Source organism: Quatrionicoccus australiensis, from assembly GCF_020510425.1.
Lineage (GTDB): Bacteria > Pseudomonadota > Gammaproteobacteria > Burkholderiales > Rhodocyclaceae > Azonexus > Azonexus australiensis_A.
This window is the reverse complement of the sequence record NZ_JAHBAH010000001.1, coordinates 2,345,762-2,372,447: the sequence shown is the minus strand read 5'-3', so window position 1 is coordinate 2,372,447 and position 26,686 is coordinate 2,345,762. Positions and strand designations below refer to the sequence as shown.

25 protein-coding genes are annotated in these 26,686 nt (G+C 63.1%); 12 read left to right on the top strand and 13 right to left on the bottom strand.

All coding sequences use genetic code 11. From position 1 onward, the window contains the following. Positions 1 to 60: 60 nt before the first annotated feature. Both KIG99_RS11365 and KIG99_RS11360 read right to left on the bottom strand, forming a co-directional pair. Entirely contained in the window at positions 61 to 984 is a 924-nt protein-coding gene (locus KIG99_RS11365) for a branched-chain amino acid ABC transporter permease (RefSeq protein WP_226460274.1), read from the bottom strand. A 69-nt stretch (positions 985 to 1,053) separates the two neighbouring features. Beyond that, positions 1,054 to 2,439: a branched-chain amino acid ABC transporter substrate-binding protein gene (locus KIG99_RS11360; protein ID WP_226460273.1), complete on the bottom strand. Its 1,386-nt coding sequence runs from the start codon at positions 2,437 to 2,439 to the stop codon at positions 1,054 to 1,056. 121 nt (positions 2,440 to 2,560) lie between these two features. Between KIG99_RS11360 and KIG99_RS11355 the strand changes: the two genes are divergently transcribed. The 5 genes from KIG99_RS11355 to KIG99_RS11335 all read left to right on the top strand — a co-directional run bounded on the left by KIG99_RS11355 (position 2,561) and on the right by KIG99_RS11335 (position 10,861). Next, entirely contained in the window at positions 2,561 to 3,949 is a 1,389-nt protein-coding gene (locus KIG99_RS11355) for an FAD-binding oxidoreductase (protein ID WP_226460272.1), read from the top strand. 21 nt (positions 3,950 to 3,970) lie between these two features. Continuing rightward, positions 3,971 to 5,836 (top strand): HAMP domain-containing sensor histidine kinase, encoded by a 1,866-nt coding sequence (locus KIG99_RS11350; protein ID WP_226460271.1) that lies wholly within the window; start codon positions 3,971 to 3,973, stop codon positions 5,834 to 5,836. Positions 5,837 to 5,957: 121 nt separating this feature from the next. Continuing rightward, positions 5,958 to 9,458, top strand: a complete 3,501-nt coding sequence (locus KIG99_RS11345) for an indolepyruvate ferredoxin oxidoreductase family protein (RefSeq protein ID WP_226460270.1) — start codon at positions 5,958 to 5,960, stop codon at positions 9,456 to 9,458. 88 nt (positions 9,459 to 9,546) lie between these two features. After that, positions 9,547 to 10,347: an autotransporter outer membrane beta-barrel domain-containing protein gene (locus KIG99_RS11340; protein WP_226460269.1), complete on the top strand. Its 801-nt coding sequence runs from the start codon at positions 9,547 to 9,549 to the stop codon at positions 10,345 to 10,347. Between the two features lie 22 nt (positions 10,348 to 10,369). After that, entirely contained in the window at positions 10,370 to 10,861 is a 492-nt protein-coding gene (locus tag KIG99_RS11335) for a hypothetical protein (protein WP_226460268.1), read from the top strand. A 266-nt stretch (positions 10,862 to 11,127) separates the two neighbouring features. On the opposite strand, the gene KIG99_RS11330 is transcribed toward KIG99_RS11335, so the two are convergent. Continuing rightward, positions 11,128 to 12,777, bottom strand: coding sequence for a methyl-accepting chemotaxis protein (locus tag KIG99_RS11330; protein WP_226460267.1), 1,650 nt, complete (start codon positions 12,775 to 12,777; stop codon positions 11,128 to 11,130). Between KIG99_RS11330 and KIG99_RS11325 the strand changes: the two genes are divergently transcribed. Next, entirely contained in the window at positions 12,776 to 12,961 is a 186-nt protein-coding gene (locus tag KIG99_RS11325) for a hypothetical protein (protein WP_226460266.1), read from the top strand. The two genes, KIG99_RS11330 and KIG99_RS11325, sit on opposite strands and share 2 nt — an antisense overlap. A 51-nt stretch (positions 12,962 to 13,012) precedes the next feature. Here the strand turns inward: KIG99_RS11325 and KIG99_RS11320 are convergent, their stop codons facing one another. The 3 genes from KIG99_RS11320 to KIG99_RS11310 all read right to left on the bottom strand — a co-directional run bounded on the left by KIG99_RS11320 (position 13,013) and on the right by KIG99_RS11310 (position 15,537). After that, the gene (locus KIG99_RS11320) at positions 13,013 to 13,930 is read right to left on the bottom strand and encodes a VTT domain-containing protein (RefSeq protein ID WP_226460265.1); all 918 of its coding nucleotides are present in this window, start codon (positions 13,928 to 13,930) and stop codon (positions 13,013 to 13,015) included. 70 nt (positions 13,931 to 14,000) lie between these two features. After that, a complete protein-coding gene (locus KIG99_RS11315; RefSeq protein ID WP_226460264.1) occupies positions 14,001 to 14,879 on the bottom strand; it encodes a pirin family protein in 879 nt (292 codons plus the stop codon). Positions 14,880 to 14,937: 58 nt separating this feature from the next. Continuing rightward, entirely contained in the window at positions 14,938 to 15,537 is a 600-nt protein-coding gene (locus tag KIG99_RS11310; protein ID WP_226460263.1) for an FMN-dependent NADH-azoreductase, read from the bottom strand. Positions 15,538 to 15,670: 133 nt separating this feature from the next. Between KIG99_RS11310 and KIG99_RS11305 the strand changes: the two genes are divergently transcribed. The 3 genes from KIG99_RS11305 to KIG99_RS11295 all read left to right on the top strand — a co-directional run bounded on the left by KIG99_RS11305 (position 15,671) and on the right by KIG99_RS11295 (position 19,507). Further along, on the top strand, positions 15,671 to 16,573 hold the full coding sequence (locus KIG99_RS11305; RefSeq protein WP_226460262.1) for a LysR family transcriptional regulator: 903 nt from the start codon (positions 15,671 to 15,673) through the stop codon (positions 16,571 to 16,573). 97 nt (positions 16,574 to 16,670) lie between these two features. Next, entirely contained in the window at positions 16,671 to 17,420 is a 750-nt protein-coding gene (locus KIG99_RS11300; protein WP_226460261.1) for a class I SAM-dependent methyltransferase, read from the top strand. After that, the gene (locus tag KIG99_RS11295; protein WP_226460260.1) at positions 17,420 to 19,507 is read left to right on the top strand and encodes a sensor histidine kinase; all 2,088 of its coding nucleotides are present in this window, start codon (positions 17,420 to 17,422) and stop codon (positions 19,505 to 19,507) included. The genes KIG99_RS11300 and KIG99_RS11295 overlap by 1 nt, the downstream gene beginning before the upstream one ends. Here the strand turns inward: KIG99_RS11295 and KIG99_RS11290 are convergent. After that, positions 19,477 to 20,139, bottom strand: a complete 663-nt coding sequence (locus KIG99_RS11290) for a response regulator transcription factor (protein ID WP_226460259.1) — start codon at positions 20,137 to 20,139, stop codon at positions 19,477 to 19,479. The genes KIG99_RS11295 and KIG99_RS11290 overlap by 31 nt on opposite strands. A gap of 87 nt (positions 20,140 to 20,226) precedes the next feature. On the opposite strand from KIG99_RS11290, the gene KIG99_RS11285 reads away from it, so the two are divergent. Next, positions 20,227 to 20,688 carry a PhaM family polyhydroxyalkanoate granule multifunctional regulatory protein gene (locus KIG99_RS11285; protein WP_226460258.1) on the top strand — a complete coding sequence of 154 codons (462 nt, stop codon included), beginning with the start codon at positions 20,227 to 20,229 and terminating at the stop codon, positions 20,686 to 20,688. Here KIG99_RS11285 and KIG99_RS11280 read toward each other — a convergent pair whose 3' ends face one another. Then, positions 20,689 to 21,585 carry an AEC family transporter gene (locus KIG99_RS11280; RefSeq protein ID WP_226460257.1) on the bottom strand — a complete coding sequence of 299 codons (897 nt, stop codon included), beginning with the start codon at positions 21,583 to 21,585 and terminating at the stop codon, positions 20,689 to 20,691. It lies immediately after the preceding gene. A 97-nt stretch (positions 21,586 to 21,682) separates the two neighbouring features. Here KIG99_RS11280 and KIG99_RS11275 point away from each other — a divergent pair, with 97 nt between their 5' ends. Both KIG99_RS11275 and KIG99_RS11270 read left to right on the top strand, forming a co-directional pair. Further along, a complete protein-coding gene (locus KIG99_RS11275) occupies positions 21,683 to 22,126 on the top strand; it encodes an NfeD family protein (RefSeq protein ID WP_226460256.1) in 444 nt (147 codons plus the stop codon). A 12-nt stretch (positions 22,127 to 22,138) separates the two neighbouring features. Then, positions 22,139 to 22,999, top strand: coding sequence for an SPFH domain-containing protein (locus KIG99_RS11270; protein WP_226460255.1), 861 nt, complete (start codon positions 22,139 to 22,141; stop codon positions 22,997 to 22,999). A 29-nt stretch (positions 23,000 to 23,028) separates the two neighbouring features. Here KIG99_RS11270 and KIG99_RS11265 read toward each other — a convergent pair whose 3' ends face one another. The 5 genes from KIG99_RS11265 to KIG99_RS11245 all read right to left on the bottom strand — a co-directional run bounded on the left by KIG99_RS11265 (position 23,029) and on the right by KIG99_RS11245 (position 26,653). Next, on the bottom strand, positions 23,029 to 23,358 hold the full coding sequence (locus KIG99_RS11265) for a DUF4124 domain-containing protein (protein ID WP_226460254.1): 330 nt from the start codon (positions 23,356 to 23,358) through the stop codon (positions 23,029 to 23,031). A gap of 127 nt (positions 23,359 to 23,485) precedes the next feature. After that, entirely contained in the window at positions 23,486 to 23,749 is a 264-nt protein-coding gene (locus tag KIG99_RS11260) for a hypothetical protein (RefSeq protein WP_226460253.1), read from the bottom strand. Between the two features lie 6 nt (positions 23,750 to 23,755). Further along, positions 23,756 to 24,913, bottom strand: a complete 1,158-nt coding sequence (locus tag KIG99_RS11255; protein WP_319002374.1) for a CaiB/BaiF CoA transferase family protein — start codon at positions 24,911 to 24,913, stop codon at positions 23,756 to 23,758. Next, complete coding sequence (locus KIG99_RS11250; protein ID WP_226460251.1) at positions 24,910 to 25,410, bottom strand: hypothetical protein; 501 nt, start codon at positions 25,408 to 25,410, stop codon at positions 24,910 to 24,912. The genes KIG99_RS11255 and KIG99_RS11250 overlap by 4 nt, the downstream gene beginning before the upstream one ends. Before the next feature lie 13 nt (positions 25,411 to 25,423). Next, positions 25,424 to 26,653 carry a phenylacetate--CoA ligase family protein gene (locus tag KIG99_RS11245; RefSeq protein WP_226460250.1) on the bottom strand — a complete coding sequence of 410 codons (1,230 nt, stop codon included), beginning with the start codon at positions 26,651 to 26,653 and terminating at the stop codon, positions 25,424 to 25,426. Between the last annotated feature and the right edge of the window lie 33 nt (positions 26,654 to 26,686).

Genomic DNA, 26,686 nt, shown 5'->3' with positions numbered 1-26,686 from the left:
CGCACGGCGAGTCGGCGAGTGGTGCAGCCAACGACGTATTGGCGAGCAGGGGTAGCTGCATCATGCTCGGTCCCCTGTCTTCTCGCCAAACAATCCCGAGGGCTTGAACATCAAAACAATGATCAGCACGACGAAGGCAAAGATGTCCTGGTAATGGCTGCCGAGGAAGCCGCCGGTCAAATCGCCGATGTAGCCGGCGCCGAGCGCCTCGATGATGCCGAGCAGCACGCCGCCCAGCATCGCGCCGGCGAGGTTGCCGATGCCGCCGAGCACGGCGGCGGTGAAGGCCTTCAGGCCGAGCATGAAACCCATCTGGTAATGCGCGTTTTCGTAATAGGTGCCGACCATGACGCCGGCGAGTGCCCCGAGCGCTGAGCCGATGACGAAGGCGGCGGCGATGACGCGGTTGATATTGACGCCCATCAGGCTGGCCACCGGCATGTTTTGCGAGGTGGCGCGCATCGCCATGCCGAGCTTGGTGCGATAGACGAGAAGCAGCAAGCCGCCCATGGTCAGTGCCGAAACCAACACGATGATGACCTGCACCGAGGTGAAATTGGCACCGGCAAACTCGAAGTCGATCTTGGGCAGCAAGGGCGGGAAAACGAGGTAGTTGCGCCCCCAGATCATCATCGCCAGGTTCTGCAGCACGATGGACATGCCGATCGCGGTGATCAGCGGCGCCAGGCGCGGCGCATTGCGCAAGGGACGGTAGGCGATGCGCTCCAGCCCCCAGCCGAGCGCCATGCACACGGCGACGGCGGCGATCAGCCCGGCCAGACCGGCGAGGGCGACAGGCATGCCGACCTTGATCAACATGCCGGATACCGTGATGGTGACCAGGGTGCCGATCATCACCACTTCGCCATGCGCGAAATTGATCAGGCCCATGATGCCGTAGACCATCGTGTAGCCGAGCGCGACCAGGGCGTAGATGCTGCCCTGGACAAGCCCGTTGATGATTTGCTGGAGGAAAATATCCATTTTGTGTAAGTCGACCGCTGCATATGGAAACGGCACCTCGCGGTGCCGTTTCCCCAGGCCGGATTGGCCTTATTTCTTCTCGACTGCTGCCTTGGTGGCTTCTGCCGCGTTCTTGACCGCGGTTGCACCGGCCTTGACCGCATCCTTGCCCGCTTCGGCACCGGCCTTCAGCGCGTCCTTGCCGGCTTCGGCGGCGGCACCGGCGACGGCCTTGGCGGCATCCTTGACTTCCGCCACGGCTTCCTTGACTTCGGCCTGCGCGGTAGCGACAGCACCGCCACCCAGCGTCTCGACGTATTCGAGCTTGCCGCCCTTGTACTGATAGACGGAAATGGCGCCACCCTTCAGGTCGCCGAACTGGTCGAACTCAATCAGGGCGGTGACGCCGTCCAGCTTGGTCTGACCCAGTGCCGGCAGGTACTTGGCCGGTTCGACGGAGTCGGCACGCTTCATGGAATCGGCGACAACCATCACGGCGTCGTAGACATACGGTGCATAGAGCTGGATTTCAGCGCCGAATTTCTTCGTGAACTTCTCGCGGAATTCCGGACCCTTGGCCAGTTTTTCCAGCGGCATGCCCGGCAACGAGCAGAAATGGCCTTCGGCCGCATCGCCACCCAGCTTCATGAACTCCGGCGTACATACGCCGTCGCCGCCGAGGAACTTGGCCTTGATGCCGAGTTCCTTCATCTGCTTGGCCATCGGGCCGCCCTGGGCGTCCATGCCGCCGTAGAAGACGAGGTCGGCCTTCTTGCCCTTGATCTTGGTCAGGATGGCCTTGAAGTCGGTCGCCTTGTCGTTGGTGTATTCGTTGGCCACGACCTTGAGGCCGGAAGCCTCGGCAGCCTTGCGGAACTCGTCGGCCAGACCCTGGCCGTAGGCGGTGCGGTCATCGACCACGGCCACCGTCTTGACGCCCTGCTTGGCGGCAAACTCGCCGAGTGCCTTGCCCTGCTGCACGTCATTGGCCATGACGCGGAAGGCGGTATTGAAACCTTGTTGCGTGTATTTCGGATTGGTCGCCGAACCGGAAACCTGCGGGATGCCGCCGTCGAAATAGAGCTTGGAAGCCGGGATCGTGGTGCCCGAATTGAGGTGGCCGATGACGCCGTTCACCTTGGCATCGACCAGCTTCTGGGCAACGATGGCGCCCTGTTTCGGGTCGGCTGCATCGTCTTCGGCGAGCAGCTCGAACTTGATCTTGGCACCGCCGATTTCCATGCCCTGGGCGTTCAGCTCGTCGATCGCCAGCTTGGCGCCGTTTTCATTGTCCTTGCCGAGGTGAGCCTGCGGGCCGGTCATCGGCGCAACGTGGCCGAGCTTGACGACAACTTCGGGCTTGGCGGCGGGGACGGCCGGTACGGCGACCGGTTTCGCTTCTTCTTTTTCACCACAGGCGCCAAGGGCGAACACTGCGGCAACGGAGAGGGCAACTACGGAAAGCTTGGCTTGCATCGATGGATCTCCTGTTCGGTGGGGTGACGAGGAATGGGGGGCGACGCCATGATTCTCCCGATCGACTCTCGGTCCGTCAATCATGCTGCGCTATAGTCTCACGGATTAACGGAGTTTATTGATGCCTTTCCTGCCTGCCCCCCTGGTCGAAGCGCTCGACCGCCACTTTGCCCAACGCTTCTCGCGCGGCGAATCCGCCTGCCTTCAACACGGTCGCGACGAGTCCGTACACCAGCCGCAACCGCCGCAAGGCGTCGTGCTCGTGGAAAACACCGATGAAATCGTGTTGACCGTAAAACTCTGCGCCGAACACGGCGTGCCGATCATCCCCTACGGTGTCGGCAGCTCGGTCGAAGGCCACGTCCTGGCGCCACAAGGCGGCATCTCGCTCGACCTCTCGGGCATGAACCAGGTCATCGCCATCCATGCCGAAGACGGTGACGCCACGGTCCAGGCCGGCGTCACCCGCATGCAGTTGAACAACGCGCTGAAAGGCACCGGCCTGTTCTTCCCGATCGACCCGGGCGCCGACGCAACGCTGGGCGGCATGGCTGCAACCCGCGCCTCCGGCACCAACGCCGTGCGCTACGGCACGATGCGCGACAACGTCATGGCCACCAAAACCGTGCTTGCCGACGGCCGCGTCATGAACACCGGCGGGCGCGCCCGCAAGTCCTCGGCCGGCTATGACCTGACCCGCCTGCTGGTCGGCTCGGAAGGCACGCTCGGCATCATGGCCGAACTGACCGTCAAGCTCTATCCGATTCCCGAAGCCATCTCGGCCGCGGTGTGCACCTTCCCGGACATCGAGTCGGCGGTGCAGACGGTGATCCAGACCATCCAGCTCGGCGTGCCGGTGGCGCGCATCGAGCTGCTCGACACGCTGTCGCTCTCCGCCATCAACAAGTTCAGCAAGACGACGCTGGCGGAAGCGCCGACGCTGTTCTTCGAATTCCACGGCAGCCCGGCCGGGGTCGAGGAACAGGCGGCAACCGTGCAGGCCATCGCCGACGAACTCGGCGGCGCCAACTTCGAATGGGCAACCCGGCCGGAAGACCGCACGCGCCTGTGGCAGGCCCGTCACGACGCCTATTTCGCCTGCCTGCAACTGAAGCCCGGCTGCCGCTGCTTCCCGACCGACGTCTGCGTACCGATCTCGCGCCTCGCCGAGTGCGTCGCCGCGACCTATGAAGACATCGCCCAGGTATCGATTCCGATTGCGCTGTTCGGCCATGTCGGCGACGGCAATTTCCACCTCGTCGTCCTGGTCGACACCGACAACGCCAAGGAAATGGAAGAAGCCGCCTGGATCAGCAGCCGCGTCGTCGAACGTGCCATCGCCATGGAAGGCACCTGCACCGGCGAACACGGCATCGGCCTCGGCAAGCGCAAGTACCTGGAGAAGGAACACGGCGCCGTAGCGGTCGACGTCATGCGCAGCCTGAAAATGGCGCTCGATCCGCACAACCTGCTCAACCCCGGCAAGATCCTGCCGCCACCGTCACTTTAAGCAGCTCGCGTCAGACCCGCCGTGTCCCCGCTCAGCCTTCGCCTGAAACTCACGCTCGGCGCCATCTCGATCGGCATCCTGTTGCTGCTGGTCCAGTCTGTCGTGCAGTTTTACGCGCTGCGCGGCGAGCTGACGGTGCGCATCCAGGACGAGCAGTTCACGCTGCTCAGCACGCTGGCCGGCCATCTCGACGACAAGATCGAAGAACGCCTGCTGGCGCTCAGCCAGTCGGCCAGATCGATCCCCCCGGATAAAATCGGCGACCTTGCGGCACTGGAAAAGCACCTGCAAGGCAAGACGGCGCTGCTGACGCTGTTCGACGACCTCTACATCTTCGATGCCGAGGGCGTGCTGCTCGTCGACTGGCCGGTCAAACCCGGCCGGCGCACGCTCGACATGTCGGGCCGAGACTACATCCAGTGCGTGCGCAGCACCCTGCGCAGCTGCATCTCGCAACCCATCCTCGGCAAGGCCACCAAGCAACCCATCGTGGTGCTCGCCGCGCCGCTGCTGGACGGCAGGGGCAAGCTGCTGGCCATCGTCGGTGGCGTGCTCAACCTTTACAAACCCAACCTGATTGGCGAACTCAGCCAGCGCAAGATCGGCGAGAACGGCTACCTCTATCTGGTTTCACGCGAACGACTGCTGATTTCCCACCCCGATCGCGCCCGCATCATGCAAGCAGTTGCCAGCAAGACCGAGAACCCGGCGCTCGACAGGGCGGTGAATGGCTTCGAAGGCACCCAGGAAGGCGTTAACAGCTACGGCATGCAAGGCCTGTTTACATTCAAGCGCCTGCACAGCACCGGCTGGATTCTCGCCTCGGTCATCCCGAGCGAGGAAGCCTTCCGGCCGATCAGCCGAATCCGGCAGAACATGGCGCTGATCACCCTGTCCCTGATTCTCCTCAGCATTCCCCTGCTCTGGTCGATCTCGCGCCGCCTGGTCCAGCCCTTCGAGCAACTGGCGACGGCGATGCGCCAGCGCGCCGCCGCCATGCAGCCGCACCAGCCGGCCGAGCCGGTCATCGAATCGGGGAGCAGCGAAGTGCGTAGCGTGGCCGCCGCTTTCAACGAGTTTCTCGCCGCCCGCAACCAGGCCGAAGAAGCCCTCGCCGCAAGCGAGGCCGAGCGCACCCGCATCATGGAAAACCTGGCGCAGGCGAAGGATGCCGCCGAAGCCGCGAACCGCGCCAAGAGCCAGTTCCTGGCCAACATGAGCCATGAAATCCGCACCCCGATGAACGGCATCATCGGCACCATCGACCTCGCGCTGATGCACCCGCTCGACGACCAGACGCACGAACTGGTCAGCATCGCGCACCACTCGGCGGCGAGCCTGCTCGGCATCCTCAACGACATCCTCGATGTTTCGAAAATCGAAGCCGGCAAACTGCAGATCGTCGCCATCCCCTTTACACCGGGCGAGCTGATCGACGACATCCTCGGCCTGATGGCCGCCGGCATCAGCGAAAAAGGTCTGCAATACCACCTCGAGCTGCCGGCCAGCATCCCCGAAATATTGCTCGGCGACGCCCTGCGCCTGCGCCAGATTCTGCTCAACCTGATCGGCAACGCCATCAAGTTCACGCAACTGGGCAGCATCAATGTGACGCTGGAACTGCTCAGCCAGGCCAAGCAGGCCTGCGTCATCGCCTTCACGGTGGCCGACACCGGCATCGGCATTCCGGCCGACCGCCAGAAAGCCATCTTCGACGCCTTCGCCCAGGCCGATGGCTCGACCACCCGCCAATACGGCGGCACCGGCCTCGGCCTGACCATCTCGAAACAGCTGGTCGAACTGATGGGCGGTGAAATTTCGCTGCACAGCGAGGTCGGCGTCGGCAGTACCTTCCGCTTCACGCTGCCCTTCGCGCTGCCGGCGTAAACCCTGACTTGCCGGAACAATCGCCGGCCGGCACAATCCAATCTCCAACGCAGCCCGTGCCACCACCCCCGGCGCGGGCTGAACGCAACCGCCCACAAGGCGACAAAAAATGGAGACAAACATGGGTCATCCCCTGCCACCGGCTGCGCTCGCCGGTTCGTCAGCACTGCTCGACGAAAAATACAGCCGCAACACCGGCCGCGTCTTTCTGACCGGCACCCAGGCGCTGATCCGCCTGCCCATGCTGCAACGCGAACGCGATCTCGCCGCCGGGTTGAACACCGCCGGTTTCGTTTCCGGCTACCGCGGCAGCCCGCTCGGCAATCTCGATCTCGGCCTGTGGAAAGCGAAGGAACATCTCGCCAGCCACCACATCAGCTTCCAGCCCGGCATCAACGAAGACCTCGCCGCCACCGCCGTTTGGGGCAGCCAGCAGATCGGGCTGTTTCCGGGCGCGAAGTACGACGGCGTGTTCGGCCTGTGGTACGGCAAGGGGCCGGGCGTGGACCGCTGTGGCGACGTCTTCCGCCACGCCAATGCCGCCGGTTCGGCCAAGTTCGGCGGGGTGCTGGTCATCGCCGGCGACGACCATGCGGCCAAGTCCTCGACCCTGCCGCACCAGACCGAGCATGTCTTCAAGGCGGTGATGATGCCGGTGCTCTATCCGGCCAACGTCCAGGAATACCTCGACTTCGGCCTGCACGGCTGGGCGATGAGCCGCTATTCCGGTTGCTGGGTGGCGTTCAAGGCGCTGGCCGACACTGTCGAAACCTCGGCCTCGGTGAATATCGACGGCGCAGCGGTCGACATCAAGATTCCGGCCGATTTCAGCTTGCCGCCCGACGGCCTCAACATCCGCTGGCCGGACCCGCCGCTGGTCCAGGAAGCTCGCCTGCTCAACCACAAGCTGTACGCCGCGCTCGCCTACTGCCGGGCCAACCGGCTCGACCGCGTGATCATCGATTCGCCGGCGCCACGGCTCGGCATCCTGACCGCGGGAAAAAGCTATCTCGACGTGCGTCAGGCTTTGGATGAACTCGGCATCGACGCGGCGCTCGCCGCGCAGATCGGCATCCGCCTCTACAAAGTCGGCATGGTCTGGCCGCTCGAACCGGAAGGCGTGCGCCACTTCGCCGAGGGGCTGGAGGAAATCCTCGTCGTCGAGGAAAAACGGCAATTGCTCGAATACCAGTTAAAGGAAGAACTGTACAACTGGCGCGATGACGTGCGCCCGCGCATCGTCGGCAAATTCGACGAAAAAGGCGAGTGGACCGCTGGCGAGGCCGGTTACCTGGCGCACAGCGACTGGCTGCTGCCGGCCGCCGGCGAACTGCCGGTGGCGAGCATCGCGCGCGTCATCGCCGAACGCATCGGCCGTTTCTTCACCTCGCCGGCCATCGCGGCCCGCCTGAAGATGCTGGAAGCCAAGCAACAAGCCGCAAAAATGCCCGTCGTGCTCGCCGAGCGCAAACCGCATTTCTGCTCCGGCTGCCCGCACAACACCTCCACGAAAGTGCCGGACGGCTCGCGCGCCGTCGCCGGCATCGGCTGCCATTACATGGTGACCTGGATGGATCGCTCAACCTCGACCTTCACCCACATGGGCGGCGAAGGCGTGCCCTGGGTCGGCCAGGCGCCGTTCACCGAGGAAAAGCACATCTTCGCCAATCTCGGCGACGGCACCTATTTCCACTCCGGATTGCTCGCCATCCGCCAGTCGGTCGCGGCGAAAGTGGCTATCACCTACAAGATCCTCTACAACGACGCCGTCGCCATGACCGGCGGCCAGCCGGTGGACGGCGTGCTCAGCGTCGCCCGCATCACGCGCCAGCTCGAAGCCGAAGGCGTCGGCAGGATGGTCATCGTCGCCGCCGAGCCGGAGAAATACGCCGAGATCACGGATCTTGCCCCGAACGTGCCGGTCCGCCACCGCGACGAGCTCGACGCCGTGCAGCGCGAGCTGCGCGAATATCCCGGCGTTTCCATCCTGATCTACGACCAGGTCTGTGCCACCGAAGCCCGCCGGCGCAGGAAGCGCGGCAAGATGCCGGCGGTGAATCAACGCGTCGTCATCAACGAAGCCGTCTGCGAAGGCTGCGGCGATTGCTCGGTACAATCCAACTGCCTGTCGGTGGTGCCGGTCGAAACCGCCTTCGGCACCAAGCGCCAGATCGACCAGTCTTCGTGCAACCAGGATTTCTCCTGCCTCAAGGGCTTCTGCCCGAGCTTCGTCACCGTTGAAGGCGCGACGCTGAAAAAAGGCCGTTCCCAGACGGTCGACCGTACAGACTGGCCCGAATTGCCCGAGCCGCAACTGCCGTCCACAGAACGTCCCTACAACCTGCTGATCACCGGCGTCGGCGGCATGGGCGTCATCACCCTGGGCGCGCTGGTCGGCATGGCCGCCCACCTCGACGGCAAGGGCATCTCGACCCTCGACATGACCGGCCTGGCGCAGAAATACGGCGCCGTCTTTTCGCACCTGCGCATCGCTGACCGCCCCGAGGATATCCACGCCGCACGCATCGCCACCGGCGAAGCGCATGCCGTGCTCGGTGGCGACCTCGTGGTCAGCGCCAGCCCGGAAGCCATGGCCAGAATGCTTGAAGGCAGAACGCGCGCCGTGGTCAGCTGCACCGAGACGCCAACCGCCGACTTCACGCGCCAGCGCGACTGGCACTTTCCGCTCGCCGGCCTGCAACAGCAACTGCGCGCGGCGCTCGGCGACGAGCATGTCCGCTTCATCGACAGCAACCAGCTCGCCACGGCGCTGATGGGCGACGCCCTTTACGGCAACATGCTGCTCCTCGGCTACGCCTGGCAGATGGGTCTGGTGCCGGTCTCCGCCGCAGCGCTCGACCAGGCCATCGTGCTCAACGGCACAACCGTCGATGCCAACCGCCTGGCCTTCCTGTGGGGCCGCCGCGCTGCCGCGCAAGGCGCAGCGGTCGACGCCATCGTCGGGGCCAAAACCGCCCGCCCCAACCCGGCAGAGCAAACGCTGGACGAACTGATCGCCAGCCGCGTCGAACACCTCACCGCCTACCAGGATGCCCGCCTCGCGGCGCGCTACGCCGGCCGCGTCGAACGCATCCGCGAACTCGGCGATGCCGAACTGACGCGCGCCGTCGCCACCCAGTACGCCCGCCTGCTCGCCCCCAAAGACGCCTGGGAAGTCGCCCGCCTGTACGCGCAGACCGACTTCCTGAAGAGCCTGAACGAGCGTTTCGACGGCGACCTGCGCCTCAGCTTCCACCTCGCCCCGCCCGGCCTGAGCCGCCCCGGCCCCGACGGCCGGCCCAAAAAACTGCGCTTCGGCGCCTGGCTGCTGCCGATTCTCAAGGTCATGGCCAAGGCCCGCCGCTTACGCGGCAGCTGGCTCGATCCCTGGCAAAACAACCCGGAAAACACGGTCGACCGCCAACTGCTGGCCGATTACGAAAGCGATCTCGACTTGATCGTCGGCCATCGCACGCATCCTGAAGTTGCCGCACTGGCCAACTGGCCGGCCGAAGTACGCGGCTTCGGGCCGGTCAGGTTAAGCAGCTGGAAACGGATCGAGCCAAACTTGATAAAAATCCGCCAACAAATTGCCCACCTCTCCGGCACGTCATCCGTATAGATTCCAGAACAAGCAGAATATCTTTTTACCAACTTTGTTCTTTTTGGGATACTGAATGACAAATTCACCAACAGCGCCAAGGAAAAAAATGCACATCAAATCAACCCTTGTCTTCAGCACGCTCGCCTTCGCCTGTTGTGCGGCGCAGGCCGAAGACTGGACCGTATCCGCCGGTCTGCAAAACCGGGACGTGAAAATTTCGCGCTCCACCGGCAAGTACCATGACGAAGCCTGGAGTGCCAACACTTCGCTGATGAAGAAAGTCGACGCCTTCACCTACGTCGGTGGCAGCCTGTCCTATCGCAACGACAATGCCGAATCGAGCGGAGCGCTCAAGACCAGCGTGGACTCGTCCGCCGTGTTCGGCATGGCATTCCTGATGCGCGATCTCGGACAGGGTCGTCTGCTCAACGCCAGCCTTGGCTACGGCAATATCAACCTGGACAGCAATTCCGCCTTTCTGAGCTACGGTGCCAACAGCAACGTTCTGACCGCCGGTCTTGGCCTGTTCCAGACGCTGCCACTGAGCCCGAACCTGTCCGCGGTACTCGGTGCGCAATACACCTACATCCACAGTGACAACGACAGTTACCGGACCAGCGCCGGCACCGACATCGCCGGCATCAAGGGTGACAGCGGCTTGCTCGCCCTTTCCGGCAAACTGAGCTGGCGTATCGACAAATGGATACCAACCGTGAGCCTGGCCTGGAATCGCTCCGACAAGGCTTTCCTGCCGCAATCGACGGACAAGGACTATTTTTCGTACGGCATCGGTATCGGCTACCAGGTCGATCCGAACCTGAGAGTCGCACTAAATTACGGCAGCGTGGCCGCCAAGCAGGACGTCAAGGAAAACACCGTGGGCCTCAATGCGACGCTCCGGTTCTAATCAAGGCAAACGGACAACAATCATGCAAAAAATCCAATCCGGCAAATTCGCCACCCTGCGCAACCTCCTTCTGGTCGGCCTCATCGCGACCCTGACCGCTTGTGCATCAACCACTTCGTCGGACGGTTCGCGGCCGGCATCCGGGTCCGTTCAGATTAACTGGACAGACGATAGCGGCGAACATAGCAGCAAGTTCTACAAACATATTTTCAGCACCCCGATCGAGAACAAGATCGTCGTCAAGCCGGGCACCGTGGCCAGTGCAAGCTACCGCAACTCGGACAACGACCCGATTTTCGCGACCGACTCGCTGGTCTGCCCTTCCTCTTGCCCAACCGGCCAAACCTCGGTGATCACCCAGTCCTGCACCTACACCTGTTCGGCTTCCTGCGGCTGTGAAGCACCGCCAGCCCCGCCGGCCAACAGCACCACGACGCCAGACACAAATGCAATCGACAACGCAGTAGATAGCGTGATCGACAAGGCATTCAGCATGCCGGCCTATATGATCTAAGGGCAAAAAGACCCTACCTGGCGAGCCGGAGCCTGCGTGCTTCGGCTCGTGCCGGACCAAACCCGGCAGGCAAGAGTCACAAAAGGGACAGGTTGAATTGAAAAGGCTTAATGCCTCCGTCCCCTTCGGGCCGGCGCCAAGATCTGCGCAGGCCGCTTCTTGCAAAGCGCAGGACGATGCGACGGCGCGTGTACTGCTCGGCCCGCGTCACACGTCGAAGTCCGGCTGACGGCGCTCAAGGATGGAGACCGCCCCATCCTGGCGAACTAAGCCACGCGAAACTCCGCAACCGTCAATGCCAGGCGCTGCGAAAGCGAGCGCAGGTCATCGGTTGAGGCGCTGATGCTCTGGGCCGCCGCATTGTTTTCTTCCACCATGTTGGCGATGCGCTCCATGCTCTGCGCAATTTCGGTGGAGGCGACCTTCTGCTCGGTGACCGAATTGCTGATTTCGGTGACGCCGTGCCGCGACTGCATGACGGAGTCGCGGGAGTGATTGAGGACCCCCTCCACTTCGGCAGCGATTTGGCTACTGGTCTGTATGGATTTTTCCCCGGCATCAATCGCCGCCTGAACGGCACCGGACTGCGCCATGATCGTCTGCGTGACGGCATCGATCTCATTCGCCGAGAGGCCGGATTTTTCCGCCAGCTTGCGTACCTCATCGGCCACCACGGCAAATCCCCGCCCGGCCTCGCCGGCCCGCGCTGCCTCAATCGCGGCATTGAGTGCGAGCAGGTTGGTCTGGTCGGCAATGTCGCGCACTTCCTTGGTCATGCCGGTAATCGCTTCGGTGCTCTTGACGAAGGCATCGACCGTGCGGGCGATCTCGTTCATGTTCTGTTGAATGCGATCGACTTCGCTGACCAGTTGCGACACCTTGGCCGAGCCTTCATCCGTGCGTGCAACACTTTCCTGGGCGAGCGAATGCACATCGTCAGCCGTTTCCGAGACCGATGAAATGGCTACGGTGAGTTGCTCGATGGCAGCCGCGCTGCTCGCCACAGCATTCGACTGCTGTTCGGACACATCGGCCAGGGAGCGAGATGACCCGGCCAATTGCTCGGAAGCGACAGAAACCTGCTGGCTGGCACCAAGCACTTCGCCAATGATCTTCTGCAAGCGGCCCATCATGATGTTGAAGGCGCCAGCCATGCGGCCGATTTCGTCCTGATGCTGGATGACGGCCCGCTGGGTCAGGTCACCGTTGTCGGCAATCCGGGTCATCGTCGCTTCCAGGCTCGCCAGCGGACCCGTGATCGAGCGGACCAGAAAGATGGAGAGAGCGCAGAGGATAACGACCGCGCAGAATAGCGAAGCAAGAAGCCCGGTCTTGACGGCAGAAAAGGTCTCCGCTGCTTTTGCCGCTTCATCGGCGTTGAATTCCGTGGAAATCTTCTGCATCTCTGCCACCAGCTCGTCGATTGCCTTGCTCGGGCCGCGGTCCATTCCCTTGACCAGCTTGTCAACGGCAGCCGCCGGATCGCTGGCTCCCCGATCGTATTGCTTGAGGGCATCGCGGTAGCTCGGCCCGAGCTTTTCGAAGGTGGAGAGCACTTCATCGATCTTCAGGCGCCGCTCCACGCCCAGCGTCGTAGCCGCGACCCGGACCTGGGCAAGGCGTTCCTTCACGACATGCTCTTCTTCGTCAAACCCCTTCAGGTGCTTGTTGAAGGCTTCAACATCCTTGCCCCGCACCAGAATGTTTTTCCACTCCTGGACCTGGGTCTTGAAATGAACCTGGGCTGCGCGTGCCTTGTCGATTGCATCGACAACCACCGCATGACGGACGATGGCCTCATTCAGCGCATTATTGAGTTTGCTGGCTTGCAGGAAAGAGAACAGGCCGACGCTGAGCAGCGCCAACAAGGCAACGGCAACCAGAACGAGGAGCTTTTGTTTGATTTGGATGTTCATGGCCAAACAGACCTCTGTCGAGATGAAGAAGCAGAAAATTGACGAAGAACACAAGCGCCAAAAACAATTAATTTGCCAAAATCAGCAACTTTCACATTGTAGGCAATTTTTCCATTATGCTGCTGTCATCCAGAACGATCCGGGCGCTCTTGTCTCAACCAATATGGCGCAGCAGCACTTGTGACGATCGGAGCTTATCGGACATTCGCTCACCTGAATAGTTCAGATGCCACCCTTACCCGTTCGCCGCCTGCCACGCCGCGTAACCGCCCTGCAAGGGCCGCACCGACAAATAACCGGCCTTGAGCAGGTGATGCGCGGCGAGAATCGCGCCGGCGTCTTCCGGGCAATTGCACAGGGTGACAATCGGCTGATGCTTCGGCCAGCCGCCGACGGCGTCGAGCAGGTGGTCATGCTCGGCCAGGGTGGCGCCGCTGATCGGACCGCTCTCGGCGACCATGGCCGGGCCACGCAGGTCGAGCAGGAGCGGAGCTTGCCCGGATGCCATGGCGGCCAGCAGTTCGTCAGGGGTGATGTGCGGCACGACCGACAATTGCTGGAAGCGATATTTCTGCCACAGCTTCCATCCGAGCCAGACGACGACCACAACGGCTGCTGCAATCAGCGCGCTGCCGCCATTCCGGTCCAGCAGGCCAATCGTTGCCTGCACCTCATCGCGCAAGACCCACCCCGCCGCCAGCGCCAGGCCGGCCCACAAGGCAGCACCGGTGGCCGCCGCCAGCAAAAAGCCGGGCAGTCGCATGCGCAAGGCACCGGCAATCGGCGGTGCAACGGTGGAAAAACCGGGAATGAACTTGGCCACGACCAGTGAGCCCAGGCCCCAGCGCAGGAAACGCGCTTCCGTCTGGCTGACGCAGGAGCCGGGGTTGATCGACAGGCGGCACAGCCCGGACAGCACCCGGTAACCGAAGGCGCGGCCGGCCAGGTACCACATCCAGTCGGCAAGGACTGAGGCAAGGATGGCCGCGGCGAGGATGCTGGCCAGTTGCCCGGAGCCGAGGGCGAGACTGCCGGCCAGGAGCAAGGTGGGCACCGCCGGCACGGGCAGGCCAACCTGTTGCGCCAGCACGTTGAGAAAAACGACCCAGACCGCGTCGCGCTGCAGGGATTCGCTGAGTTGGGAGAAGTCCATCGCGTCGTTTTCCGTTTGTCTTCGGGCTGGCATTGTCGCATCCGGGAAGCATTCCCGGATGCGAGCCAGTTTACAAGGCCTGCACGACGGCCGCCTCGAACTTTCCGTCGCGGTAGTCACGCAACGTCTGCTCGATCTGCTCGGCGGTGTTCATGACGAACGGTCCGTACTGGGCGATCGCTTCGTTGAGCGGCCGACCGGCGACCAGGATCAGGCGGCTGTCCTCGGCCGCTGCGAAGCTCACACCCGCCGCACCGTCGTTGGCGAAAATGGCCATTTGGCGATCGTCGACCGTTGTCCCGCCAATCTCGGCGCGGCCGCGATAGACATAGGCAAAGGCGTTGTGTCCGGCCGGGATGGCCTGCTCGAAACGGCTGCCGGCCGGCAGATGGATGTCGAGGTAGAGCGGCTCGGTGACCGGCCGCTGTACGGCGCCGGCAACGCCCTGGCTTTCGCCGGCGATGACACGGACGTGCACACCGTTGGCTGCGCTGTATTCCGGAATTGCCGTGGCCGGGATGTCGCGGTAATTCGGCGCAATCATCTTGTCGACCGCCGGCAGGTTGAGCCAGAGCTGGAAGCCTTCCATCAGGCCGGACTCCTGTTCCGGCAGTTCGGAATGGATCAGGCCGCTGCCGGCCACCATCCACTGCGCGCTGCCCGGCCCGAGCAGGCCGTGGTTGCCGGCGCTGTCGTGGTGGCGCATGCGCCCGGCCAGCATGTAGGTGATGGTTTCGAAGCCGCGGTGCGGGTGGTCGGGAAAGCCGCCGATGTAGTCGTCCGGGTTCTCGTTGCGGAAGGCGTCGAGCATCAGGAAGGGATCGAGCCGGCGCTGCAGGTCCTGGGTCAGGACGCGGGTCAGGCGCACGCCGGCGCCATCGGAAGTGGCCTTGCCATGGACGAGACGTTCGACCTGGCGGAAGGTGCTTGCTGCATTTTGCGTGGTCATGGTGATACTCCTTGGGGTTGGCCGGCGGGCTGGTTTCCCTGCCCGTTCAGACCGGAAATCAGGCAAAAAGTTGGTCGAGATGCGCGTCGGCTTCGGCAAAGGCCTTGCTCGCTGATTCGGCGCCCATCGCCAGGCCTTCGGCGTAGATGAATTCGACGTCGGTCAGGCCGAGGAAGGCGAGCACGCTCTGCAGGTAGGGCACCTGCGAATCGGCCGGGGTGCCGCGATAGAGACCGCCGCGCGCCAGCGCAACGTAAACCTTCTTGCCTTTGAGCAGGCCTTCCGGACCGTTCGCGGTGTAGCGGAAGGTGACGCCGGCACGGGCGATGGCGTCAATCCAGGTCTTCAGTTGCACCGGCACGCCGAAGTTGTACATCGGCACGCCGAGCACGATGACGTCGCTGGCCTGGACCTGGGCGATCAGCGCATCGTCGAGGGCGACGCGCGCCGCCTGTTCCGGCGTGCGCTGTTCGGCCGGGGTGAACAAGGCACCGAGGGCCGGCTCGTCGAGCACCGGATGCGGCTGGGCGGCGAGGTCGCGCAGTTCGACGACGGCTTGCGGGTTGGCAGCAAGCAGACGGGCGGTCACGGCATCGGCCAGGCGGGTCGAGTTGGCACCGGCGGAACGGGCACTGGCGTTGATTTGCAGGATTTTCATGATCTTTTCTCCGTTGAGGTTGGTTTTCCGGGTCGGATACCGACACCATGGAGTGCATGGTATTGGCAACAATGGCACACCAGAAGCCGTCATAATGGGTATCATCGTTCCATTAATGAAACAATGAGCCACCATGAGCCTGGATGCCAACGATCTGCTGCTGTTCGCCCTGATCATGGAGACGGGCAGCTTCGCGCGCGCCGCCGAACGCGCCGGTCTGCCGAAATCGACGCTGTCGCGCCGCTTGACGGCGCTCGAAGCCAAGCTCGGCGAGCGCCTGCTGACGCGCAGCACACGTCGCCTGAGCATCACCGAATTCGGCGAGCGCATCCTCGACCACGCCAAGCGCCTGCTTGAGGAGACCGAGGCCGCCACCGCCATCGCCCAGCATCGCCAGGCGACGCCACGCGGTGTGTTGCGCGTCTCGATGCCGCCCGATTTCGTCGAGCTCGATCTGACCCGGCTACTCCTGCAATATGCCGCGGCCTACCCGGAAGTGCGCCTGGAGCTTGATCTGTCGCCGCGTCGCGTCGACCTGCTGGCCGAACGCTTCGACATCGCGATCCGCGCCGCCAGCCGCCTGCCCGACGACAATGCGCTGGTTGCCCGCCAGCTCTGCCAGATGCACAACGGCCTCTATGCCAGCCCGGCTTACCTGGCACGCTATGGAGAACCGGCCACCCCGGCCGATCTGGGCAGCCACGTCGGCCTCGGGCTGATTGGCGGCAACGGCGAAGCCGTACCCTGGCGCCTGACCTGCGGCAACGAGACCTGGGAAGGCACGCCGAACGGCCCGCTCGCCGCCAATTCGCCCGGCCTGCAGCGCGACCTGGCGGCACACGGCATGGGCATCGTCGGCCTGACCGAGCGTTTTGCCGAAAAGCTGGTCGCCCAGGGCCTGCTCAAGCGAATACTGCCCGCATGGCAATTGCCCGGCATCACCGTCTGGTGCGTGACGCCGGGTCGCCGCCTGCTGCCGGCCCGGACCAGTGCTTTCATCGACCTGCTGCGCAATGTCCTGAACGGTGGCGCATAAATCGATTTGGCCAACGGTTGACCGTCCAAAATTGGCAAAAACCACTTGCCGCGCGGCAAATCCGATTGCTTCGGCATATTTCCCTTAGAATCTCGCCATGTCTGCCACACCCCAACGCCAATTCGCCCTGCAAGGGGCCGCTGTCATCCTCGTGCTGTCGCTCGCCTGGCCCTATTTCGGCTGGCAGGTCGGCGCCATTCCCTGGCTCGAAACCAGTCTGGCAATCGGCGGCGTGGCTTTCATCTTTGCAACCCTGTCGCGCCAGCCCTGGTGGTGGCGCGCCATGCACGCCGGCTTCATGCCGCTGATCTGGCTGACACAGGGGCTGAATATCGAACCGGGCTGGTTCCTGCTCGCTTTTGTGCTCCTGCTGCTGGTTTACCGCGGCGCGCTGTCCGGCCAGGTACCGCTCTACCTGTCCAACCGGCAGACTGTGCAGGCGCTCGCCGACCTGCTCGCCGAACGCGGCACTAGCCGCTTCCTCGATCTCGGTTCCGGCCTTGGCAGCACCACGGTGCCGCTCGCCGACCATCTGCCGGAGAGTCATTTCACCGGTTATGAAAACGCACCGCTGACCTGGCTGGTCGGCCGCGTGCTCAGCCTCGGCCGGCCCAACATCTGCTGGCGCTGGGACGACCTCTGGCAGGCGAAACTCGGCGACTATGACGTGGTTTACGCCTTCCTCTCGCCGGCCCCGATGGAAAAGCTGTGGCACAAGGTGGAGGCCGAAATGGCGCCGGGCAGCCTGTTCATCAGCAACACCTTCCCGGTCCCCGGCCGTGCGCCTGACCGCATCATCGAAGTCGACTGCACGCCGCCCCGGCCGCTGTACTGCTACCAGCGCTGATGCTCAAGAGAAAGCCGGAAACCCTCGCGCTTATCGTTGCCCTGATCGGCACGCTGATCGTTCTTTTCGTCTTTCTCACCGACCTGCTGCTCGCCCGCCATCGCGACACCGAAGCCGGCGAACGTCGCCTGCAGCACTTCGGCATCATGATGGCCGAACACACGGCGCGCGCCTTCGAGGCCGTCGATGTGCTGCTGCGGGAAATGGCCGTCGATCTGTCGAACAACCGGCGCAACTGGGAAAAATGGGACCCCAGCCAGGGCTGGGAATATGTCGCCCAGCGCCACTCGCGCGCCATGCCGCAATTGCGCGACCTGATCATCTTCGATCGCAACGGCGACCAGCGCTTCATCTCGACCTATTTCCCGACGCCGCACGTCAATGTCCAGGACCGGCCTTATTTCGAGGCCATCGCCAAGGGTGCCGAGTCGGCCACCTACGGCCCTTACGTCGGGCGCAACTCGGGACGCTACATCTATGCCGTCGGCCATCGCATCACCGGTGAAAACAACAGTTTCAGCGGCATTGCCTTTGCCGCCATCGAACCGAGCTATCTGCAGGAATTCTGCTGGTCGAACCGGCTTTCCGATGACTTCGAGGCGGTACTGATCAATGCCAAAGGCCAGATCATCGCCTCCTGCCGTCCGACCGACCTGAGCCGCCTGTCGCCCATCCTCGGTTCGATCGCGGCCGATACGCTGTTCAACGGCCAACTGCGCGGCCTGGTGCCGGAAACCGGCCAGGCCAGAGGCAATGATCTGCTGGTTTCGGTTTCGCCGGTGCCCGGCTTTGCCGACCTGCGCATCCTCACCGCGATTCCGGAAAGTACCCTGCTCGCGAGCTGGAAGAGCCGCCTGATCGAGCTGAGCACGCTCGCCGTGCTCGTCGCCACCGTCCTTCTCGTCGGCGGCCTGCTGGTCCGGCGCCAGCTGCGCGAAATGGCTGCACTGACCGCCGAACTGGCGGCCGGACATGAACACCTGGAAGCGCGCGTGCGCACTGCGACAGTTGAACTGGCCGGACAAAAGGACACGGCGGAACGCGCCAATCGGGCCAAGAGCCGTTTTCTTGCTGCCGCCAGCCACGACTTGCGGCAACCGTTGCACGCGCTGTCGCTGTTTGCCGCCGACCTCCAGCGCCAGGTCCGCAATGGCACGACCGACGCGCTGCCCCGGCTGGCCGAACAGATCTCGACCTCGACGGCGATGCTCGGCGAACTGCTCGATTCGCTGCTCGACATTTCGCGCCTTGATGTCGTCGGCATCAAACCGGAAGTCCGCCTTTTCCCGCTCGGGCCACTTTTTGAACGCCTCGCCAATTCCAGCCGGCGGGCAGCGGTCGACCGCAAGCAGACGCTGCGTTTCCGGCCGACCCACCTGTGGCTGGAATCCGACCCGGTGATGATCGAACGGATCATTGCCAATCTGGTCTCCAACGCGCTGCGCTATACCCCGCCCGGCGGCCGGGTACTGGTGGCGGCCAGACAGCGGGGCGAAGAGGTGCTGATCGAGGTTCGCGACAACGGCATGGGGATCGCCCCGGAACACCAGGCGGCGATCTTTGCCGAGTTTTACCAGGTCGGCAACGCAGCGCGCGAGCACAACAAGGGGCTCGGTCTCGGCTTGTCCATCGTCGACCGACTGGCCCGCGTCCTCAACGCCAGCATCGCCCTGAACTCACGCCTGGGGGGTGGCACGACCTTCGCGCTGCGCGTCCGCGGCGGCCGCCCGGCCCATGTACCGGTCGAAACCAAGCCACAAACCGCCGGCAAGGTATTCTGCATCGGCAACTCCCCGGCCATGCTCGAATGCATCGCCCTGGCCGAACACTGGGATTACGAGATCACGCATACCGATGGCGGCGGCAACGATATCCTGCCGCGCCACTCGGTGATCATCGCCGACGCAGAACTGGCCGACGATGTTGCCCGGGAGCTGACCGCCGACACGCAACTGATTGTCTTGACGGGTGACGCGCCGGCCAGTGTGCCGCCCGGCGCCCACGCCCTGCCCCTGCCGGTTCGCCCGGCCAGGTTCAGGGCCCTGCTAGGCCAGCTTCAGAAGACGCTTTCGAAATCGACGCCGTAACGGGCCACGGCAACCAGCGCCTGCGTCCGGCTGGTCACGCCGAGCGCCTTGAAAACGGCGGTCGCGTGAATTTTCACGGTGCCTTCGGACAACAGCAACTGCTCGGCGATATCGCGATTCGACAGGCCTCGCACCATCAGCGCAAGCACTTGCGCCTGGCGATCGGTCAGACCGATTTCATCGGGGCGCACGCTGACCTTGGACGGCGGCACCGGCTTGGCATCGTCGAGACGGGCAGCAACCTGCCCGCACGGACGGAACAGGTTGCCGGCAAGGATTTCGCGCACCGCAGCGAGCAGGGCCTCGCCGGAAAAAGCCTTGGGAATGAAGCCGGAAGCACCGAGATTCATCACGCGCGTGATCGTCGGCGTGTCATCAAAGGCAGACACCACGGCCACCGGCATCGCCGGGTAGCGCCGGCGCAGGATGTCGAGACCGGCAAAGCCGTCGATACCGGGCAAGGCCAGGTCGAGCAGGACAAGATCGAATTCGCCTTCGCCATCGAGCACGTTGAGCGCCGACTCGAAATCGGCCGACTCGAAAACCTGTGCCCCCTCTTCAATCTGCCCGAGCAGGCGCACCAGACCTTCGCGCACCAGGGCATGATCTTCCACGACAAGTAACTTCAGCATTCTGACCCCCTTATCAACGGGCGCTAATTTAGCATTTTGCATGACGAAGTGGTTTAAGATGATGAAATCGACCCCGAGGAGAGAGACATGGCAAACGATCAAAACAACGACCCGCTCGGCTTCATGCGCAACATGTGGGGCAACATGGGCTTTTCCCTGCCCGGCATGGTGGCACCGACTTTCGACGTCGACGAACTCGACAAGCGGATCAAGGACATGAAGGCCGTTGAAGGCTGGCTGCGCATGAACCTGTCGATGCTGCAAATGACCATCCAGAGCCTGGAAATGCAGCGCACCACGGTGTCGACCGTACAAGCCATGGGGCAGATGGCCAGCGAAGCTGCCAAGTCGATGAGTGCTGGCGCACAGGAAGAAGCGCCAGCGGTCGACCCGGCCCAGGGCGGCTTTTCCGAAGCCGCGATGTGGCCCTGGCAGATGATGCAGCAGATGCGCGAGCAACTGCAGCAAACGGCCGATGCCGCCGCCCAGGCCACCGCCGAAGCCAAGCCGGCCGAAAAGCCGGCCAGCCGGCGCAGCAAGAAGGACTGATCAGCCGAGCAAATACGCTGCCCACAGGGGCAGCGTCAGCATGGAGCCGAGCGTCGTCGCCGAAATCAGCCAGGCAACGCTCTTGCCGTCCCCGCCCATGCGCATCGCCAGAATGTAGGCCGACGAAGCGGTCGGCAAGGCGGCAAACAACACCACCACCTGGTAATTGAGCCCGGACAAACCGAACTGCCGCCCGACCAGGACGGCAATCAGCGGCAGGGCGAGCAGCTTGACGGCGAGCAGCCACAAGGAAAGACCGCGCACGCCGGGGGAACTCTCCAGGCGCAGCGCCGCACCGACGGCAATCAGGCCGAGCGCGATCGAGGCATCGGCCAGACGACCCAGGAAGGCCTGCACCGGTGCCGGCGGCACGAAGCCGGCGAGATTGAGCAGGAAGCCGGCGAAGGTTCCCCAGATCAGCGGATTGCGCGCCACCTCCCGCCACAGGCCGGATTCGCCATGGCGGGCCAGCATCCACACCGAAACCAGATTGACCACCGGCACGGCGGTACCGACGATCAGCCCCATCGTGGCGATGCCCGGCGAGCCGAACAACATGCCGGCGACGGCCAGCGCGATGTAGGAATTGAAGCGGTAGCCGCACTGGAAGAGCGAGGCAAAGGTCAGCGGCGGCAGACGCGAGAACAGTTTTGGCAACAGGCCGAGCAGCATCGCCGCGGCCATCGCGATGAAAGCCGTGGCCAGCAGAGGCAGCGCCGCGCCGAGATCGAGCCGGGTCTTGATGATGGCGTTGATCAGCAGAGCCGGAAACAGGATGAAATAAACCAGCTTTTCGACCCCGTTCCAGAAATGGTCACCGAGATGCATCCAGCGCCGGATGGCAGCGCCAAGCAGGATCAGCGAAAAGTCGGGAAGCAGGAGCAGGGCAGTGTTCATGCGGTCATTTTATGGCTTGCCCCTCCCCGCGCCAAAACACTTTGCCGCTTGACCTGCCCTGGCAAACCCGAAATACTCGCCGCCACAGGAGAAAAAAATGACTTTCGAATGGTGGATGTGGATTGTTGGCGGCATCACGCTGATCATCGCCGAACTCGCGATACCTGCCTTTTTCGTTATCTGGTTCGGCCTCGGTGCGCTACTCGTCGGGCTGCTCATGCTGCTTTTCCCCGAGCTCTCGGCAACCGCCCAGGTCGCCACCTGGACGCTCGCCTCGCTGGCCCTGGTCGTGCTGTGGTTCAAGGTGTTCAAGCAGACTTTTCAGAAGACCCGCATCGGCACGGCCGATGGCGAAGTGATTGGCGAAGTCGGCCTGCTGGTCGGTGCGGTCGCCCCCTTTGCGCGCGGCAAGGTGCGTTTCCAGCGCCCCCTGCTCGGTTCCGAAGAATGGGTTTGCATCGCAGATACCGCCATCGCGGCGGGTGAACGGGTGCGTGTCATTGCCGTCGAAGGCAGTTTTCTCAAGGTCAGCAAGGCTTAAGGAGTCGGAAAAATGGAATTCAGTGCCGGTTTTGTCGTCGTTCTCGCCCTCCTCGCTTTTGTTGCCGTCACCATCGCCAAGGGCGTGCGCATCGTGCCGCAGGGCGAGGAGTGGATCGTCGAACGCCTGGGGAAATACCACGGCACGCTCAAACCGGGCCTCAACATCGTCATTCCCTATCTCGACAAGGTGGCCTACCAGTTGGTCACCAAGGACATCATCCTCGACGTCCAGGAACAGGAAGTGATCACCCGCGACAACGCGGTGATCCTGACCAATGCCATCGCCTTCATCAAGGTGACCGACCCGGTCAAGGCGGTCTATGGCATTACCGATTTCTCGGAAGCCATCCGCAACCTGATCATGACGACGCTGCGCTCCATCGTCGGCGAAATGGAGCTCGACGAGGCACTTTCCTCGCGCGACAAGATCAAGGCCCGGCTACGCGAAAGCATTGCCGACGAAGCGGTCGACTGGGGTTTGACGGTCAAATCCGTCGAGATCCAGGACATCAAGCCCTCGGAGTCGATGCAGCGCGCCATGGAAATGCAGGCCGCCGCCGAGCGCGAACGCAAGGCCGTGGTGATCCGCGCCGAAGGCGCCAAGCAGGCCGCCATTCTCGAAGCCGAAGCGCGCCTCGAATCCGCCAAGCGCGACGCCAACGCCCAGGTCATGCTGGCCGAAGCCTCGGCCGAGGCAATCCGCCGCATCACCGCCGCGATCGGCGACCAGACCGGCCCGATGTCCTACATGCTCGGTGAAAAATACATCCAGGCACTGGAGCGCATGGGCGAAAAGGACAACGCCAAGGTCGTTGTCCTGCCGGCTGATTTGCAGGAAGCGGTCAAGGGACTGTTCGGCCGCAGGAGCTGAACATCCACGAAATATCATTCACATGCAGATCAATGCGTCATCGTTGACGAAGGAGAAACAGGTCTTGGCGGCGGGAAGGACGACGGCGGATTTGATTCGTCGGGCAGGAAAGAAGCACCGGAAGTCTGTTGCCGCGTTGTCGCCTTCTGGGCCTCGCGGCTATTGATGTAGGCGCGCTGCCTATCAAGATCACTTTTGGCAACTGCCGGATCGGCGCCAGACTCACTTGGCCGCACCTTTTCAATGCGCTCGCAAGGTATATCCGAGAAAATCGTCTGCCCGGCAGGCCCTTGGCACTTGTAGGCATCGGCATGAACGCTCATTGAGCAAACCAGCAACAACACCAGACCGTAACGCATAGACACCTCCTTCTTCACTTCAATCTAGGTGCAGGCGGAAGTATTTTCAACCAGGATGCGTCTAAAGCAAGGGCTTTGCTAGACCAGGCTGACAAGCGCCAGCCAACAGGACAAAACGGCAGCTTGTTCAGCGCTCCGGCGACTGACAAGCCGGGTCTTTTTCCTGCCAGCGAAAGAGCAGCCAGATAGTCAGACTGACACTGGCCAGGACACTGAGTGGCCCGGCGAGAAAAACCAGCAGGATACCCAGGCCGTAGTCGTCGGCCAGTCCGGCGCGCGTTGTTGTTTGCGTCTGCCACATCTCGCAAAGTGCGAACATCTCACCAAGCAGCCACCAGAACACTGGCAGGCTGAGCAAGCCAAGCAGAACTGCAAGCAGCGCCCGGTTCATGCGCCTTCAGCCGAGAGCACCGCTCGCCCGCAAAGCCTCGATCTCGGCAGCAGAATAACCGGCCGCGGCAAGAATGCTGGCGCTGTGCTCGCCGGCCTTCGGTGCCGTCTGGCGAATCGCGAACTCGTGCTCTGAAAATTTTAGCGGCGGCGCAAACTGGGTCAGGCCGTGGGCATGTACAACCATGCCCCGCGCAGCAATCTGCTCGTTTTTCAACGCTTCTTCGGGTGACAAAACCGGCGTTACGCAGCAGTCGACCGTTGCGAAGCGACTGGCCCACTCTTCACGACTCCGGCTGGCGAACAGCTCATCCAGTTCGCCGCGCAAAGCCGCATCCCACTGGCGCCCCACCCACTCCGGCCGCTCAAGCACGGCACAGCAGCTTTGCCAGAACTTGCCTTCCAGCGCCCCCACCGCCATGTACTTGCCGTCAGCACAGCGGTAAGTGGCGTAACAAGGCAGGCCACCGGAAAGGAGATCGCAGCCGCGTGCTGCCGACTGCCCGGCATCGTTCAGGCGCAGCATGGTGAAATAGGTGTGGGCGAGCACGCTATCGGTCATCGCCACATCGACGTAACGGCCCAGCCCCGTGCGCTGGGCATCGACGACCGCAGCGAGAATGCCCATCACGCCGGTCAGCGCACCGCCGAGCAGGTCAGCGATCTGAAAATTGGGGATGGCCGGATCGCCCCCGGCGCGACCGATCTGATCAAGTACGCCGGCATAACCGAGATAGTTGATGTCGTGGCCGGCAAAATCCTTGTACGGGCCATCCTGACCGTAGCCACTGATCGAGCAGTAAGTGATCTTCGGATTCAGGGCAGCGACGGTCGCATAGCCAATACCCAGTTTGTCGACCACACCGGGCCGGAAACTCTCGACAATGACATCGGCCGTTGCCGCCAGCTTGAGGAATATCCCTACTCCTTCGGGCTTTTTGAGGTCGAGCACCAGTCCCTGCTTGTTGCGGTTGATCATCCGGAAGTAGGCGCTGTCCTCGCCGGCCCCGGTACCCAGCGTGCGAGCATAATCACCGAGCTGCGGATCCTCAATCTTGATGACCTCAGCGCCAAGATCGGCCAGATGCAGCGTTGCCACCGGCCCAGGCAGCAGCCGGGTCAGATCGAGTATGCGGATACCGGCCAGCGGTGCCGGCCGGCTCACGGCTCGCAAACGCCGAGGAGGTCGGCTTCGAGTTCGATTTCCATGTCCTTCTCCAGCTTGCGATCGATGAAACTGCCGCGATAGAGACGACCGGCATTGGCCATCTTGACCGCATGCGGCGTCTCCCAGCTGTCAACGCGGATACGCACGACACCGATCTGCTCGTCGCGTTCGGGCACATTCGGCGAGACGCAGGGATAGGCCAGCGCGTGCCGGTTGAATTCCTCACGGCTGTATTGCTTCATGGTCTTGCCTGGCACTTGGGGGCAGACGCCGAGATGACGGGTGCGCACCTCGGCCGCGATGACCTTGCCCTTCAGGTAATAGAGCGGCTCGGTGACCACCCAGCCGCTGCCACCCTCTTCGTAGATGACGCAACTGCCAGCCTTCAGGAGTTCGGGCTGCTTGAACAGGAGGCGGGCCGACGGCCGCAGCGCCGTCTCTTCGGCCAGGGCCGGCGTTGCCAGCAGGGCCAGTACAACAAGGAATGATTTCATGGGGAAAGCCCGGTCAATAGACCCGGCTATCTTCAATCACCTTGCCGTCATTGGGCAAGCCCCCCGGCGCACTAAAGGCCACTTCGCCGCGCAACTTGGTGACTTCGCGCAGGCTGGCGACCAGCACCTTGTCCAGTTCGGAATTGCCCAGCGCGGTTTCGCAATGCAGCACCATGCGATCCTGGCCGCCCGGATTGTCCACCACAAGACGCATGCGGCCGATTTCCGGATGCCGTTTGGCGAGATCGGCTACCTGCTCCGGATGCACGAACATGCCCTTGATCTTGGTCGTCTGGTCGGCCCGGCCGAGCCAGCCCTTGAGGCGGATATTGCTGCGCCCGCAAGGCGAGCGACCGGGCAGGATGGCGGAAAGATCGCCGGTTGCGAAGCGGATCAGCGGATAGTCGGGGTTGAAGGTGGTCACGACGACCTCACCAACCTCGCCCGGTGCCACCGGGTCGCCGGTGCCGGGCCGGACGATCTCGACGAGCAGTTCGTCCTCGACCACCAGCCCTTCTTCTGCTTCGGTTTCGTAGGCGATGGCGCCAATGTCGGCCGTCGCATAACACTGCCGCACACTGATGCCGCGCTGGCGCAACCAGTCGCGCGTCACCCCGGGCAGCGCTTCGCCGGAGACACAAGCTTTACGCAGAAAGCTGATGTCCGCGCCCAGCTCCTCAGCCTTCTCGACGATGATGCGCAGAAAGGACGGCGTGCCGACATAGCCTTCCGGCTTGAGGTCGAGCATCGCCTGCACCTGCTGCTCGGTCTGGCCGGTACCACCGGGAAACACAGCGCAACCGAGCTTCCTCGCCCCGCCCTCGAAAATGAAGGCACCCGGCGTGAAGTGATAGGAAAAGCAGTTATGGATCAGGTCGCCATCGCGAAAGCCGGCCGCGTACAGCACACGTGCCATGCGCCACGGATCGATGTCCTTGCCCTGGATTTCGTAGATCGGCCCGGGCGAAGCAAAGACGCGCTTCGCCTTGTGCCGCGGCAGCGAATTGAGGCCACCGAAGGGCGGCGTCTTCTTCTGCAAGTCGATCAGGTCGCGCTTGCGGGTCAGCGGCAGTCTGGCGAGCGCCTCGCGCGTCGTGCATTCATAGGGATTCACCCCAGCCAACGCCTGGAAATAATAATGCGTCGTTTCCTTGGCATGCGCCACCTGGCGCGCCAGCTTGTCCATCAGATCGGCCTCGCGCTCATCCGGATCGCGGGTTTCCAGCGGATCGTAGTAACTCATTTTTCAAATCTCCCCGTTTTTCCCGGTTGACCG

What these genes read in the sequence shown, in the direction of transcription:
- KIG99_RS11335 (WP_226460268.1), top strand. Translation starts at nt 10,370, where the DNA reads ATGCAAAAAATCCAATCCGGCAAATTCGCCACCCTGCGCAACCTCCTT.
- KIG99_RS11250 (WP_226460251.1), bottom strand. Translation starts at nt 25,410, where the DNA reads ATGAAATCATTCCTTGTTGTACTGGCCCTGCTGGCAACGCCGGCCCTG.
- KIG99_RS11345 (WP_226460270.1), top strand. Translation starts at nt 5,958, where the DNA reads ATGGGTCATCCCCTGCCACCGGCTGCGCTCGCCGGTTCGTCAGCACTG.
- KIG99_RS11320 (WP_226460265.1), bottom strand. Translation starts at nt 13,930, where the DNA reads ATGGACTTCTCCCAACTCAGCGAATCCCTGCAGCGCGACGCGGTCTGG.
- KIG99_RS11295 (WP_226460260.1), top strand. Translation starts at nt 17,420, where the DNA reads ATGCTCAAGAGAAAGCCGGAAACCCTCGCGCTTATCGTTGCCCTGATC.
- KIG99_RS11325 (WP_226460266.1), top strand. Translation starts at nt 12,776, where the DNA reads ATGGCCAAACAGACCTCTGTCGAGATGAAGAAGCAGAAAATTGACGAA.
- KIG99_RS11265 (WP_226460254.1), bottom strand. Translation starts at nt 23,358, where the DNA reads ATGCGTTACGGTCTGGTGTTGTTGCTGGTTTGCTCAATGAGCGTTCAT.
- KIG99_RS11330 (WP_226460267.1), bottom strand. Translation starts at nt 12,777, where the DNA reads ATGAACATCCAAATCAAACAAAAGCTCCTCGTTCTGGTTGCCGTTGCC.
- KIG99_RS11300 (WP_226460261.1), top strand. Translation starts at nt 16,671, where the DNA reads ATGTCTGCCACACCCCAACGCCAATTCGCCCTGCAAGGGGCCGCTGTC.
- KIG99_RS11290 (WP_226460259.1), bottom strand. Translation starts at nt 20,139, where the DNA reads ATGCTGAAGTTACTTGTCGTGGAAGATCATGCCCTGGTGCGCGAAGGT.
- KIG99_RS11340 (WP_226460269.1), top strand. Translation starts at nt 9,547, where the DNA reads ATGCACATCAAATCAACCCTTGTCTTCAGCACGCTCGCCTTCGCCTGT.
- KIG99_RS11355 (WP_226460272.1), top strand. Translation starts at nt 2,561, where the DNA reads ATGCCTTTCCTGCCTGCCCCCCTGGTCGAAGCGCTCGACCGCCACTTT.
- KIG99_RS11285 (WP_226460258.1), top strand. Translation starts at nt 20,227, where the DNA reads ATGGCAAACGATCAAAACAACGACCCGCTCGGCTTCATGCGCAACATG.
- KIG99_RS11270 (WP_226460255.1), top strand. Translation starts at nt 22,139, where the DNA reads ATGGAATTCAGTGCCGGTTTTGTCGTCGTTCTCGCCCTCCTCGCTTTT.
- KIG99_RS11365 (WP_226460274.1), bottom strand. Translation starts at nt 984, where the DNA reads ATGGATATTTTCCTCCAGCAAATCATCAACGGGCTTGTCCAGGGCAGC.
- KIG99_RS11275 (WP_226460256.1), top strand. Translation starts at nt 21,683, where the DNA reads ATGACTTTCGAATGGTGGATGTGGATTGTTGGCGGCATCACGCTGATC.
- KIG99_RS11305 (WP_226460262.1), top strand. Translation starts at nt 15,671, where the DNA reads ATGAGCCTGGATGCCAACGATCTGCTGCTGTTCGCCCTGATCATGGAG.
- KIG99_RS11360 (WP_226460273.1), bottom strand. Translation starts at nt 2,439, where the DNA reads ATGCAAGCCAAGCTTTCCGTAGTTGCCCTCTCCGTTGCCGCAGTGTTC.
- KIG99_RS11310 (WP_226460263.1), bottom strand. Translation starts at nt 15,537, where the DNA reads ATGAAAATCCTGCAAATCAACGCCAGTGCCCGTTCCGCCGGTGCCAAC.
- KIG99_RS11245 (WP_226460250.1), bottom strand. Translation starts at nt 26,653, where the DNA reads ATGAGTTACTACGATCCGCTGGAAACCCGCGATCCGGATGAGCGCGAG.
- KIG99_RS11260 (WP_226460253.1), bottom strand. Translation starts at nt 23,749, where the DNA reads ATGAACCGGGCGCTGCTTGCAGTTCTGCTTGGCTTGCTCAGCCTGCCA.
- KIG99_RS11315 (WP_226460264.1), bottom strand. Translation starts at nt 14,879, where the DNA reads ATGACCACGCAAAATGCAGCAAGCACCTTCCGCCAGGTCGAACGTCTC.
- KIG99_RS11280 (WP_226460257.1), bottom strand. Translation starts at nt 21,585, where the DNA reads ATGAACACTGCCCTGCTCCTGCTTCCCGACTTTTCGCTGATCCTGCTT.